The following is a 13,590-nucleotide window of genomic DNA, read 5'->3' as shown; positions in this document are numbered from 1 at the left end:
CGCCGATAACCATCGTCGGTGGCGCGATTCCCATTATCAGTGTCTTTCAGATGCCCGAAGAACCCTTCCATGCAGGCGTTGTCGAGGCACGTCGCCTTGCGGGACATGCTCTGCTTGAGGCCGTGTTTTTCGAGTTTGTTCCGATACGAGCCCATCTGGTACTGCCAGCCCTGGTCCGAATGCAACAGGGGCTCTGCTCCTTCCGGCAGCTGCTCGAACAGGCCGTCCAGCATCTCGTTGATCAGCCCCATGCCTTGGTTCTTCTTTACGCTCCACGAGACGATCTTGTTGCCGCAGAGGTCCATCACGGGGGACAGATACGCCTTGCCGTCCCGCAAAGCGAACTCCGTCACGTCCGTCGTGAGCTTCTGGAAAGGCCTATCTGCTTGGAAGTCCCTGTTCAAAAGGTTCTCGGCCATCTTGCCGACTTCTCCTTTGTACGAGTTGTAATGCTTGCGTCGGATCCTGCAGAACAGCCCTTCCTCGCGCATGAGCTTCCAGACCGTCTTGCGAGAGATTGCAAGGCCCTGTTCTTGGATGAGCGCCAAGCGCACCTGGCGGTAGCCCATGCCGTTCCTCGTGCGACGGTAGATCTCATGGATCAGCGGGCGCACGTCGGCGTAATGGTCGGTCTTCGGGTGCGACAGGTTGTAGTAGTAGGTGCTCTTCGCGAGCCTCAGTGCCCTCAGCACCCTCGGCAGCTCGAATCCTCGCCCCAGCAGCTCTGCTGCCATGTCCGATTTCTCTCTTCCCGAGACTTTCGGTCCGCCAGGGCGTTCAGTTCTTTTTGTACGGCCAGCTCCGTCTCCAGATCTTTGATGCGCTCTTCGAGCTCCTCCTGGTAGGTGAGCGGTTTGGGTTTGCTCTTGGCTCCCGGCGGCCGGCCCTTCGGTTTCGGTTTGAGGGCTTCCAAGTCGCCTTGGCGGTAGTTTCTGATCCACCGCTTGAGCGCATTCTCGCTCACGATGCCGTACCGTGCCATGACCTCCGCCTTCGACAACCCTTCCTCGACAAAGGCTCTTGCTGCCGCGAGTTTCGTTTCGTAGCTGTACTTCTTGTGAGTGGATCCCATGTTGAGCACACCGTCCAATCCACACGCCTTGTAGGTACGGATCCATTGTTCCGCGGAGGTTCGATTCACGCAATACTTTTTGGATATAGACAGGGCACTATGGCCGTCTTCGATGAGGCGGATGATCTCGCGTTTGTCTTCGATGGAAATCCCGAAATCCCGTGGCATAAGAACCCCCTAAAGTCGTGACCGATTTTATTAAATCTGGTCTAACTTTAGGGGGTCACTTCACAATGCGGGGCTTTTTAATCCGTCGATTCCGACCTTGACGCGTATCGGGTTAAGAAGCTGAAAAATCTGCCTAAGCGCCTCTAGCTCAGCCGCCAATTGATTTTCGGCGGTTTCCTTTTTTCCTATTCTTTCCTATTTGTCTAGCGGAAGCGCAAAACGCCTATGCGAAAAGCTTATAGCAGTGCAGCTTCCCAGTCGGCTTCTTTGAAGCCGGTTAGCACGAAATCGGGGCCGACGACGATGGGACGTTTTACCAGCATGCCGTTGGCAGCCAGCAGGTCATAAGCTTCCGCGCCCGACATGCCTGCATCTAGCTGGGCTTTCACATTATGCTGGCGATACAGCTGCCCGCTGGTGTTGAAGAACCGGCGCAGCGGCAACCCGCTTTTCGCGTGCCATTCGGCCAGCTCAGCCGCCTTGGGATTATCCGCCACAATGTCGCGATCCGCATACACCACGCCATGCGCATCCAACCACGCCTTCGCCTTCTTGCACGTTGAGCACTTCGGGTACTCGATGAACAACACTTCCTGCACGATGAGCTCCTTCCTTTAGGCGGCTCGCCTTTGCGTTTTGCGTTGCATAGCTTAGCAGGACGCCACCGCACCGCTCAACCAAGCACAAGTGAAATGCGATTCAGGCAGATAGCGCTACGTCCCCTAAGTGTCCGGATCCAAGACGCAAGGCGGCCCCTTCCGCTTGGAGACGTCCCTGTTTGCAAGGGGGGTTTGGGGAAAGGGTGTCTCCAAGCGGAAGGGGCCGCTCGGGATATTCGGTTGTCGTCCGGTGGCCCGATGGGGGCCGCCGGGGAGGACCGGCCTCCGCGCCGCCGCCGGGCAGGGAATCGCCGGCTACGGGACGAGGGGGCTGGCGGGCCGAAACCAGCGCGCAGGAGTCGGCCCGCCAGAGGCGGTCGGACGCAAGGCCCGGCCAAGCCCCAAGGCCGCCTAGTAGAACATGAACACGGACAGGCCCACGTTGTAGAAGGCGACGCGCAGGCAGACCGCGCCGATGAGGGCCGCGACGACGGCCGCGCCGCCGAAGACCTTCCAGCTTGCCGCGTCGCCCTTCTTCTTGGCCATCACGCAGCAGACCAGCGGCACGACCGCACCAACGACCACGGCGCCGAGCCACAGCAGCGGGGCCTGGGCGCCCACGGTCGCGGCGGCGTCGGCCACGGCCTTGGTGGGGTGCGTCGGGTCGAAGCAGTAGCCCACCTGGGAGAACGCGCCGGCGCTCAGCTGGATGAACAGCGCGTAGGCGGCGGTGCACACCGCGCCGATGGCCGATCCGGCCACGGCCGGCAGGCCGCAGGCGCCGGCATCCTCGCCCTTGGCGGCCAGCACCACCGCGCAGGTGGCCGGGCCGAGCAGGCAGGCGGCGCCCACGATGGAGAGCACCTCGAGCACGGAATCCCACGCCGGGCGCGCCGGCATCATGTAGGAGTGCGCGCACACCGCGGCCAGGATCGCGCTGATGGCGACGGCGACCCACGCCATCCACTTGGGCAGCGTGCCGCCGTCGTCGGACTTGCGGGCCATGACGAAGTACGCCACGGCGACCGCCACGAACACGACGATCGCGATGAGCTCCTGCGTGATGCCGGAGGTGATGTGGCCGAAGCCGTTGAAGATGCGCTCCCAGTGCTGCAGGTGGAAGAACACCGCGATGCCGCCCAAAGCCAGAAGCACGCAGGACAGGATCGCCAGCAGCTGCTGGGACTTCTTGCCCGCGCCCTTGAGCGCCAGCACGCCGGCACCGCCGAACACGCCGCAGCCCCAAGCGGTAAGGGTGGTGAAAAGAATCAGAGGCCATTGCAGTTCCATTACTCTTCTCCCTTCCACTCATGGTTGCGCAGGATGTAGCGGAACGAGGGATGGTTCCCCACATCGGGCAGATGATGCACATCGGAGTCTTTGAACGGCTTGATCGGATAATTGCCGTCCTCGCCGGTCAGCTCGCCAAGCGTCTTGTCGTAGGGGCCGCGGAAGCTCTCGATGCCTTCATCCAAGTCGCCGAAGAAGCGCGCGAAACCGCCGCACTGCGCGACGCACTGGGGAAGCTCGCCTTGCGCGGTCTTTTGCTCGCACAGGGTGCACTTCTCCACCACGCGTTCTTCCTCGTTCAAATAACGCACACCGTAGGGGCAGCTCATGGCGCAGAACTGGCAGCCGATGCACTTCGACTTGTCGATCTGCACGGTGCCGTCGGCGGCGATGTGGCTCGCCCCGGTCGGGCACACCTTCACGCACTCCGGGTCAGCGCAGTGCTGGCATTGCACGGTCAGGAAGTACGTGTACACGTCCGGGAAGTGGCCGGAGCCCTCCGCCGTCGGATAGGGGCCGATGCGCAGCGTCTTGTTCCAGAAGCTGCCGATCGGCACGCCGTTGAACGCCTTGCACGCTACGCTGCATGCCAGGCAGCCGACGCATTTGTTCAGGTCGGTTACGATTGCCGGATGGCTCATGCCTGCGTCCCCCCCTCGTAATCAGGCGCCCACGCCTTCAGGCGCGGATCACTGGAGTCATGGATGATCTCGGTGCCGTCGTCGCCGCAGGGCACGGGATTGCCGAACGGGGAGTTCTCCGCCGTGGCCTTGTACACCTTCACGCCGTAGGCGCGCAGGTTCGACGTGCCGATGAACGGGTCCTGGGCATCCTTGTCCAACAGGCAGTTCACGCCGCACAGCGCGAAGCCCTTATCGGCCTGCTTCAGCTCGGGGAACCACCACTGATGCTCCAGGTTCACCACGCCGGGCGCGATGCCGTGGTACAGGTCCACAACCTCGCGAATCTTATGCTCCTTCGTCTCGATCCACACCCAGTCGCCCTGCTCGACGCCGATACGCTCGGCATCCTCGGGATTCATCTCGATGCGCGGCACGGGCCACAGCTCGCGGCACCAGGGCAGTTGACGATGCTCGTTGTGGAAGTACACAGGGATGCGGCGTCCGGTGGTTGCCAGGAACGAATTGTCGTCTGTGAACAAGTCCGGATCGGCAACCGGACCGTGCGGCGCCTCGCGGAACGTCGGAATCGCCTGGTCATCGTTGGGGTAGTAGTTGTCGATGACCGTCGACCAGATCTCCTGTTTGCCGGTGGACGTATCCCAACCCTGCGGATGATCCATGACCGCCTGCACCGCCGCCGGGGAGTCCGACGTAGTAGCCCAACCGGTTTCGTAACGACGATACGTTCCCCACGCCTCGGGCTTCTCGATCTTGGAATCCCACGGGCCGTTCTCCTGGAACGCCTTCTTGTAGTCCTGCCACTCGGGAATCCGGAAGCCGGCGAGCGCGATGTTGTTGCACACGTTTTCGGCATTGTCGATAGGCCACTTCTCGTCATCGGTGCTGCCATCGCAATACGGCTGGCCCATGGCCTTGAAGATGCGCATGACGATCTTCAGGTCGGGCTCCGCCTCCGCCGGAGGCTCCACGGCCTTGCACGTGGCGCCGAACGAACCGGAAGAGCCCTGCGACTTGCGAATGCAGTCGAGTTCCATCCAGTGGGCCGCCGGCAGGACGATGTCGGCGATGCCCACGGTAGGCGTCTCCCACAAGTCGATGGACACCCAGAAGTCCAGCTTCTTAAGCTGCTCGTAGGCATACAGGCTGTTCGACTGATTCATATGGTCGCCGGTCTGGCCTATGCCGCAGGACAGCTTATAGGGCTGGCCCGTCTCAATGGTCTTGTAGATGCTGGTGGCATCCGCCCAGCTGGGGTTGCACTTCGGGTCCGCCAGCATGGGGAACTTGTCGCCGCCGATGATCTTGGACTGGTCGGGCGAGCCCTTCACGGAAGCCGCAGAGGGCAGCGTCATAGCCAGGTCGAAGAACGGCCAGCCGGCGGTAGAGCCGCGCATGCCGCCCGGAATGTCCATGTTGCCGGTGATGCCGCACAGGATGTCCATGGTGCGGTTGGTCTGCAGCGAGTTGCAGCTATGCTCGAGCGGGAGCATGTACTGGATGCCGCCGTTGCCGTAACCGGTAGAGGGATCCAGGCGCGTGGCGTAGATGGTTGCGGCGCGCTCGATGTCCTCTGCTTTACAGCCGGTGATCTCGGCGACCTTCTCGGGCGTGTACTCCGCCACGCGATCGCACAGATGCTCCCACACGGTGCGGCAGCGCACCTTCCTGCCGTCCTTCAGCTCAACCTCAAGGCCGCCTTCCGGCGTGTACAGCGCGGGGTACAGGCCGTCGATGAACGGGGTGGCGTCGATGACGAAGCCCTGGCTTTGGCCCGTCAGGTCCAAGCCGTGGATCTGAGCCTCGCGGCCGGCGGTCGCGGGCTTCCAGTCCTCGCCCTCCCAATGGGGCAGCTTGCCGGACGCGCCGCCCGACAGGTTCAGGTCGGCGGCGGAGGCGTCGGTCACGGAAGATGCCACGCTTTTGCCGTTGGACTCGTAGTACGTCAGCTCGCCGTTCACCTCGTTGAGCACCATGAACGCGGTGTTCGAACCGCCCTCCTTGATGTCGGACTGCTTGAGCAGGCGGTTGCGTTTGGAGCCGTGCGTGGACTGAGAATCGGAAACGGAGCCTTCCCAGTCCTCGTCTTCCACAACGAGCATCGGGGCATTCATCCATTTGCGGACGTACAGGTCGTCGTAAAGGCCCTTGTTGATGACGACGTTGATCCAGCCGAGACCCATGGCGGCATCGGTACCGGGCCGCAACGGCAGCCAGATATCGGCCTCCTTGCCCAGGTTCGTCTGGCGCGGGTCCACCAAGATATGGTAATCCGCGCGCGTTGCCACATCGACCGTGGTGCGGCACGAGTCATCATAGTTCGACAGCTCGGAGGCGCCGCCCCACTGCACGTACACGCGCGGGCGGCCGACCGTCTCCATCCAGCTGTAGGCGTTGTAGTCGTTAAGCTTCGTGGCATAGAAGCGCGGACCCTTGCAAATCTCGTTCGCCTGGATGGCGTTCGGGCTTACGAAGCACTGTTTCAGCGCCGCATAGGGGCCCATGGACCAGATGCGGCTGGTGCCCGCCATGCTGAAGTACGTCTCGTTACCGTACTTGGACTGCAGCTCGCTGAACTTCTCGCCGATGGTCTCCATGGCCTCGTCCCAGGTGATGCGCTGCCAACCCGGGTCGTTGGAGTCCTTCGGGTTCGTGCGTTTCATGGGGTACTTCAGACGGTCGGGATGATACGCCGCCTGCAGCGAAGCCTGGCCCTTGGAACAATGATTGCCCATGGACTGGAAGGCGGCCTCGTCGCCTTCGCTGCGGATGACCTTCCCATCCTGCACATACACCCACACGCCGCATTCCATCTTGCCGCAGCCGCGGCAGGTGGAACGGATGCGCTTGACCTCGCCGGCGCCAGTGGTGCCGGTTTTGGTCTCGGCCAGCGCCGAGCTTGCCGGAGCCGTAACGCCGACGGCAGCGGCGGTGGCCGCAGCCATCTTCGCGAACGTGCGGCGCGTCATCGTGAGCTTGCCCATGCATCCTCCTTTCCTTCGACGCCTTGCAAGGCGCCATCTCCTCTGTGGTCGTACGGCATCGCAGCCCTCGTCTTCAGCTGCTTGCCGCCCCTCTTCTCGGGTTCTCAGGGTTTCCCGAAGCCCTGCGAAACATCACCGCGTCCGGGGCTTGCTTGTGGTTTGGGGCCGAGCCCGCGATGCGTTCGCCTTTCCGACGATACGATGCGCAAAGCAGGCGGCGAATCCGGCCGGCAACATGGTTGAGGGCGGGTTTTTGAAATCATGTTAGTAACATGATGCCTTTAACCTGGGGATATACCTGACTCGGGTGTTATCCCAGGCTGACTTCACGGACGGGTTCAGACGAATGAAGGGGGTGTACTATAATCGCCTTCAAGCGAGGGAGAGGATTTTTCTTGGGGGAGAAGAACACCACGGCCGCTGCGAAGAATCGCAGCCTGCGCGCCGCGCAGGCATCCGCCGATGCCGGCAAAAGCGAAGAAGCGCGCACCGCGGACCGCGGCTGCAGAAAGCCGAAGCAAGGCGCCGGAGACGGCCCGACGAATCGCGGGAAACTCTCTCGAACACTGGAAGGTAAAAAGGAGCAGGCCCGAGAATCGCTCGGGCACACCGAAGCGTTGACGGGCGTGGCGCTCGGCTGCTTTCTGGCATGGGTCCCCATGACGTTCCAAAGCCTGAACATCGTGGGCAACGAAGGCGAGCCCGTCCTCGACACGGTGTACCTGATATCCATCTGCACGCTGCTGCTCACGCAGGTCCTCATCGGCATCGAGCACAAGCAATGCGCCGTTTGGCTGGCGAAGACGCCTGCGCGCGCAGGATCGGCCATCGCCATGGCCGCGTCCACGCTGCTGCTGCCCGTTGCAGCCGGTTGGGCTGGCGGAGAATCAGCGGCAGGGGCATTCGTCGCAAGCATCGCACTCACCACCGCATCAGGGGTCGCCTCCGGTGTCTCGTCCGGCATCTTCCTAGCGCAGTTCGGCATCCTCATCAGCAGATTCTCGACAAAGGCCACTGCGGCCATAGCTGCCATAGGCTACCTGTGCACGTCTGCGCTATTCTGCCTATTCTCGTTCTTCGGACCGTTCGAATCCTGCCTGTTCGCCGCCAGCATGCCCGTGATCAGCTCCTTTTTACGCGACACGGTTGCCAACACATGGAAAAGCCAGAGCGCCATCGACGATAAGCCCCTGCCTTTACAAGCCGAGCCCGCCAGCCCTGAGAACCGGCGCCAGCTGCATCACCTCACGCTTGCCCTGATGCTGTGCTGCATGCTTATAGGCTGCGCGAACGAACTTGCGCGCACGCTGTACATTCAAATGGGCATCGCGGGTATGGGCGGGCAGCATTACGCCTTCATCCAGGCGGGCGCGGCGCTTATCGTGGGATTTGGCGCCACGATCATCACATTGGCCCTGATCAGCATGAAAACCCCACGGGCGCCTGAATACTGCTACCGCATCCTTATGCTGTTCCTGGCGCTCGGTGCGCTGCTGCTGCCCACCCCCCTGCTGTACCCGATAAGCGCCGTGGCCCCCTACGCGCTCAACTCGGCAGCCTTCCAGTGCTACGGCATCCTGGCATGGGTCCTCATCTGCGGCGCCTGCCGCCAGTATCCTGCGACCAGCATCCGCGTATTCCAATTCGTTCGCGCAGGATGGACCTTCGGGCCTTTGGCCGGCATGCTCATCGGGCGTTTCGTGGTGAATTGCACGTCCTTCGAACTTGCCCAGGTGTTCCCATGCGCCATGCTGGGTGCCGTGCTCATCATGATGACGACGATGGCATTCACCGAGCGCGACCTGGCCTTCGCCGTGAACCTGCTCCCCACGGACAGGAAGCGGCGTTTCACCGACAAGTGCCTGGCCATTGCATCTCGCTGCGGTCTGTCCGAACGCGAGACCGAAATCATGACGTTGTTCGCCAAAGGCCGCAACCTCGCCTACATCCAAGACCAGCTGTGCCTGTCGAAGAGCACCGTGAGCACGCACCGCCAGCACATCTACCAAAAGCTCGGCGTGCACTCAAGCCAAGAGATGATCGACCTAATCCAAGAGGAGAAGGCGTAGCAGAGCGGCAACGACGAGCGGCCCGGACGCTTCGGGGACGTAGCGTTAACTGTCCGGATTTCTTGCCGCTTGGGTGCCACGGCCCCGAGGACAAGCAAGGAGGTCTTTGATCGTTCTCCTGAAAATGGCTTTTCAAGTTTGCGTGACTTCAAGACGCATAGAGCACGCGCGTTCTCCATCTGAGTGGTCGTTAATCTGTTCATTATACTGAACAGATTGCTATATAATCTGTTCAGTATAATGAACAGATTATATATAATCTGTTCAGTATAATGAACAGATTGGACATTGCATGAATCACGAAGTCCTGAAAAGCGTTATCTTCGATCAACGCGAAATCATCCAAAACGCGAGAATCGTGCCACGTCGTTACACATTCGACTCACAAGCGAACTATGTGGTCACGGGCTTGCGCCGCGCTGGCAAATCCACCCTGCTCTACAAAATCGTCCGCGATTTGGTGGAATCAGGCGTGGACTGGAACCGGATCATCTACATCAACTTCGAAGACGAGCGCTTGGCCGAGTTCAGCATCGGCGATTTCAACGACATCCTGTCGGTGCACAGCGAGCTCAGCACACAGCTCGGTTATTACTTCTTCGACGAAATCCAGAATGTCAACGGTTGGGAAAAGTTCGCCCGCCGCCTAGCCGATGCTGGTGAACGCGTGTGGATAACCGGCAGCAACGCGAAAATGCTCAGCAGCCAGATAGCCACCACGCTCGGCGGGCGCTACCTTGTCAAACATGTGACGCCCTACCGCTTCGATGAATACCTGGATGCGTCCGGAATCGCCCATGACAGCAACGCTCTTTATTCAACGAAAGCGAAGGGCTCAATCGCAGGTGCGTTCGACGCGTTCTATCAACACGGCGGTTTCCCGGAATCACTTCGCTACGATTCGCCGCGCGAATACGTGGAAAGCGTCTATCAGAAAGTTCTGTTGGGGGATATAGCCGCGCGCAACAACGTTCGCAACCCCGATGCCCTGCGCGTGCTCATGAAAAAAGTTGCTGAAACCGTTTGCAACGAGACATCCGCCACGGCGCTGCATGGCATGCTGAATGCGCTTGGCTACAAAATCAGCAAGGCAACGCTGCTCGATTATCTGGCCATGGCGCGCGAGTCGTACCTGTTGTTCGAGGTGACAAACGTGGTGGCGAAATTCGTGGAACGCGAGGGAAACCCTAAACGCTACTTTAGCGACAACGGACTGCTCAACCTGTTCTTGATCGGAAAAGAGCCGGCGCTGCTCGAAAATGAAGTGGCTGTCGCCATGCTCGACGCGTTCGGCGAGGGGCTTCACTATCTAAAGTCACCGAAAAACGGTATCGATGTGGACTTCTACGTGCCCGAGCAGGGTCTTGCGGTGCAGGTCGCCTACTCGCTCTCTGACAGCGCAAAGCCCCGCGAAGTGGGTAACCTAGTGAAGCTGGCGAACATCAGCGATTCGGCATTACGCCTGCTTATCGTCACGAAAGAGGAAGAACGCGTCATCGAGGAGGACGGCAAACGCATCGAGATCAAACCCGCCTGGAAGTTCCTGCTGCAAGATCTGGGATAGCATCTCCCCGCCGCGAGCGATGACATCTCGGGGACGCAGCGTTATCTGTCCGGCTTTTTGCCGCGAAAGTCTCGCCGCCGTCCAAAAGCGGCAGGGGCGAGCCCGATTCACGCTCCCCCGCAATCGCAATCCGGACAGATAGCGCTACTTCCCCAAGCGTCCCCACCTAAGCGTCCCAACCACAAGAGACGGCAGGACGAGCCTAAGCCGCACTTCCTTGCAACCGCAACCTGGACAGATAGCGCTACGTCCCCGAAGTGTCCGACGGCAGGCGCAGCCGGGGCCCGTAGCGCCTTGGGACCCCTTGATGCGTTATGCTGGTGGGCAAACACTTGGGAAAGGAGGGCCTTATGCGGGCTTTGGTGCAGCGCGTGACGCATGCGCAGGTGGATATCGATGGCGAAACGGTTGGCTCGTGCGAGCGCGGCTACCTGGTCTTGCTGGGCATGGGCGCGGACGACGGCCCCGACCAGATCGAGCAGCTGTGGAGCAAGATCTTCAAGCTGCGCATTTTCGAGGACGAGAACGGCAAGACGAACCGTTCGCTTGCCGACGTGGACGGCCAGGTGCTCATCGTTTCGCAGTTCACCCTGTACGCTAACTGCAAGAAGGGCAACCGACCCTCGTTCACCGGCGCCGGCGCGCCCGACCAGGCAGAACGGCTTTACGAGCAGTTCGTCGAACGCGCCCGCCAAGACGTGCCGCATGTGGAAACCGGCCGCTTCGGCGCCATGATGCAGGTCAGCCTGGTCAACGACGGCCCCTTCACCATCTGGCTGGACACCGACCAGTTGTAAAACCCGCGAAACCAACCTCGGCGCCCACTAGGCGATTCCCAGCACCCCACAGGCATACCCGAGCACCGAGCCGCAGTAAACGGGGCAAACAGAGACGGGCGGGCGCCAAATCCGGCCCTCCGGGTTAGAACGCAAAGAAGCCGCCCGAGGGCGGCTTCTTTCATCTCCTGGTGCGCTGCTTCGACTAGCAGTAGAACAGGATGTCGTTGTACGTGGGGACGGGCCACAGGTCGTGCGCAACCACGATCTCCATGGCGTCCACGCCCGCACGCAGGCGCTCCATCATCGGGACGATCTCGTGCGCGTACTTGTTGGCCTTCTCCTGCTCGTCGGTCAAATCACGGATGGCCAGGTGCGCGGCGTGCAGCTCGTTCAGGGCGTCGTTGATCTCCTTGATGCCGTCGACCACCGTGTTGAGCAGCTGATCCTGCACCGAGGTGTCGATGCCGGCGCAAGCGGCCTTCATCTCGTTGATCTCGTTGGCAACGAGCGTGGCGTACTTGTTGATGGCCGGCAGGAACGTACGGCGCGTCATGCGCTTCATCGTACGGACCTCGATGTTCATGAGCTTCGTGTACTTCTCCAGCTTCACCTCGTAGCGGCTGCGAGCCTCCACCTCGGTGAGCACGTTGAACTCCTCGAACAGCTTGATGCTCTTCTCCGCAACATAGGCCGGCAGCGCGTCGGCGGTGGTGCGATTGTTGGCCAGGCCGCGGCGCTCGGCCTCGGCAGGCCACTCGTCCGAGTAACCGTTGCCGTTGAAGATGATGCGCTGATGCTTCTTCAGCGTATCCTTGATGTAGGCGATGGCGGCGGACTCGAACTCGTCGCCGGACTTGCCCTCCATGGCGTCGGCGAAGTCTTTAAGCGACTTGGCCATGGCGGTGTTGAGCACCATGTTGCAGTCGGCAAGGTTCACCGCAGAGCCCGGCATGCGGAACTCGAACTTGTTGCCGGTGAAGGCGAAGGGGCTGGTGCGGTTACGGTCGGTATTGTCCTTGAGGAAATTCGGCAGCACCGAAACACCCAGGTCGACAGCCACCTTTTCCGCAGAAGTGTACTCATGATCGTCAACCAACGCGTCCACGATGGCGCCCAGCTCGTCGCCCAGGAAGATGGACACGATAGCCGGCGGGGCCTCGTTGGCGCCCAGACGATGGTCGTTGCCGCAGGAGGCCACGGTCATGCGCAGCAGCTCCTGGTAATCGTCGACGGCCTGGATGACGCCGGTGAGGAACACCAGGAATCGCAGGTTGTCCATGGGGGTTTCGCCGGGATCCAGGAAGTTGGTCTTGCCGGCGGAGATGGACCAGTTGTTGTGCTTGCCGGAGCCGTTGATGCCCTCGAACGGCTTCTCATGCTGCAGGCACACCAGGCCGTAATGGCTTGCCAGCAGGCGCATCTTCTCCATGGTCAGGAGGTTCTCGTCGATAGCGCGGTTGCCGTTGGTGTAGAGCGGAGCCAGCTCATGCTGCGCAGGGGCGACCTCGTTGTGCTTGGTCTTCGCCGACACGCCCAGCTTCCACAGCTCGCTGTCCAGCTCCTTCATGAACTCGTTGACGGTGGGGCGGATGGCGCCGAAGTAATGCTCCTCGAGCTCCTGGCCCTTCAACGGGGAGTAGCCGAACAGCGTGCGGCCCGTCATGATGAGGTCGGAGCGCTTTGCGTAATCCTTCTCGCTGATCAGGAAGTACTCCTGCTCGGCACCGACGGTGGTGATCACGCGGTCAGCGGTTTCGCCGAACAGCGCCAACACGCGCTTGGCCTGCTCGTCGATGGCGCTCATGGAGCGCAACAAAGGGGTTTTCTTGTCAAGCGCCTCGCCGGTGTAGCTGCAGAAGGCGGTGGGGATGCACAGCACCTCGTCCTTGATGAACGCGTAGCTGGTGGGGTCCCACGCCGTGTAGCCGCGGGCCTCGAAGGTTGCGCGCAGGCCGCCGGACGGGAAGCTGGAGGCGTCGGGCTCGCCCTGGATAAGCTCCTTGCCGGAGAAGCTCATGATGGCGCGGCCGTCGCCGGTGGGATCGAGGAAGCTGTCGTGCTTCTCGGAGGTGATGCCGGAAAGGGGCTGGAACCAATGCGTGTAGTGCGTGGCTCCCTTTTCAATGGCCCATTCCTTCATGGCATGGGCGACGACATTGGCGACCTCAAGGTTCAAAGGTTCGCCCTTCTTGATGGTCTTCATCAAGTCTTTGTACGTTGCAGATGGCAGTCGCTCCTGCATCGTGTGCTCGTTGAACACCATCGAGCCGTAGATCTCAGGAATTTTCGACATAGGCGTGAGCTCCTTCATAGTTACCTTTCAGACGCGCGTTTCCCTTGCCACTGCAAGCTATAGGCTAGCGAACTAGTCAACTCTCGTAGCTTAGCATCTTGCACCGGCAAGCAGCACGTCAACTTGCTGTA

At 61.1% G+C, this 13,590-nt stretch carries 10 protein-coding genes; 3 read left to right on the top strand and 7 right to left on the bottom strand.

Annotation, left to right across the window (positions count from 1 at the left end; translation table 11 throughout):
- The 6 genes from DW178_RS09410 to DW178_RS09385 all read right to left on the bottom strand — a co-directional run.
- On the bottom strand, positions 1-734 hold a 734-nt coding region (locus DW178_RS09410; protein WP_118350896.1), incomplete at its 3' end, for an IS3 family transposase.
- Positions 686-1,240: a helix-turn-helix domain-containing protein gene (locus DW178_RS09405; RefSeq protein ID WP_118350894.1), complete on the bottom strand. Its 555-nt coding sequence runs from the start codon at positions 1,238-1,240 to the stop codon at positions 686-688. The genes DW178_RS09405 and DW178_RS09410, both read right to left, overlap by 49 nt.
- Before the next feature lie 236 nt (positions 1,241-1,476).
- On the bottom strand, positions 1,477-1,839 hold the full coding sequence (locus DW178_RS09400) for an arsenate reductase family protein (protein WP_118350891.1): 363 nt from the start codon (positions 1,837-1,839) through the stop codon (positions 1,477-1,479).
- Between the two features lie 411 nt (positions 1,840-2,250).
- Positions 2,251-3,129, bottom strand: coding sequence for a dimethyl sulfoxide reductase anchor subunit family protein (locus DW178_RS09395; protein WP_118350889.1), 879 nt, complete (start codon positions 3,127-3,129; stop codon positions 2,251-2,253).
- Positions 3,129-3,770, bottom strand: coding sequence for a 4Fe-4S dicluster domain-containing protein (locus DW178_RS09390; RefSeq protein ID WP_118350886.1), 642 nt, complete (start codon positions 3,768-3,770; stop codon positions 3,129-3,131). Before DW178_RS09390 ends, DW178_RS09395 begins: the two co-directional genes overlap by 1 nt.
- Positions 3,767-6,754 (bottom strand): molybdopterin-containing oxidoreductase family protein, encoded by a 2,988-nt coding sequence (locus tag DW178_RS09385; protein ID WP_118350883.1) that lies wholly within the window; start codon positions 6,752-6,754, stop codon positions 3,767-3,769. The genes DW178_RS09390 and DW178_RS09385 overlap by 4 nt, the downstream gene beginning before the upstream one ends.
- Positions 6,755-7,149: 395 nt before the next feature.
- On the opposite strand from DW178_RS09385, the gene DW178_RS09380 reads away from it, so the two are divergent.
- From DW178_RS09380 to dtd, 3 genes are all read left to right on the top strand, one after another.
- On the top strand, positions 7,150-8,823 hold the full coding sequence (locus DW178_RS09380) for a helix-turn-helix transcriptional regulator (RefSeq protein ID WP_118350880.1): 1,674 nt from the start codon (positions 7,150-7,152) through the stop codon (positions 8,821-8,823).
- A 292-nt stretch (positions 8,824-9,115) separates the two neighbouring features.
- Positions 9,116-10,387, top strand: coding sequence for an ATP-binding protein (locus tag DW178_RS09375; RefSeq protein WP_118350878.1), 1,272 nt, complete (start codon positions 9,116-9,118; stop codon positions 10,385-10,387).
- Positions 10,388-10,737: 350 nt separating this feature from the next.
- Positions 10,738-11,184 carry a D-aminoacyl-tRNA deacylase gene (dtd, locus tag DW178_RS09370; RefSeq protein ID WP_118350876.1) on the top strand — a complete coding sequence of 149 codons (447 nt, stop codon included), beginning with the start codon at positions 10,738-10,740 and terminating at the stop codon, positions 11,182-11,184.
- A gap of 184 nt (positions 11,185-11,368) precedes the next feature.
- Here the strand turns inward: dtd and DW178_RS09365 are convergent, their stop codons facing one another.
- On the bottom strand, positions 11,369-13,459 hold the full coding sequence (locus DW178_RS09365) for a glutamine synthetase III family protein (RefSeq protein ID WP_118350873.1): 2,091 nt from the start codon (positions 13,457-13,459) through the stop codon (positions 11,369-11,371).
- Positions 13,460-13,590 lie beyond the last annotated feature (131 nt).

Source organism: Eggerthella sp. AM16-19, from assembly GCF_003474385.1.
GTDB lineage: Bacteria > Actinomycetota > Coriobacteriia > Coriobacteriales > Eggerthellaceae > Senegalimassilia.
The sequence above is the reverse complement of the archived record's forward strand: the minus strand, read 5'-3'. Positions and strand labels throughout refer to the sequence as shown.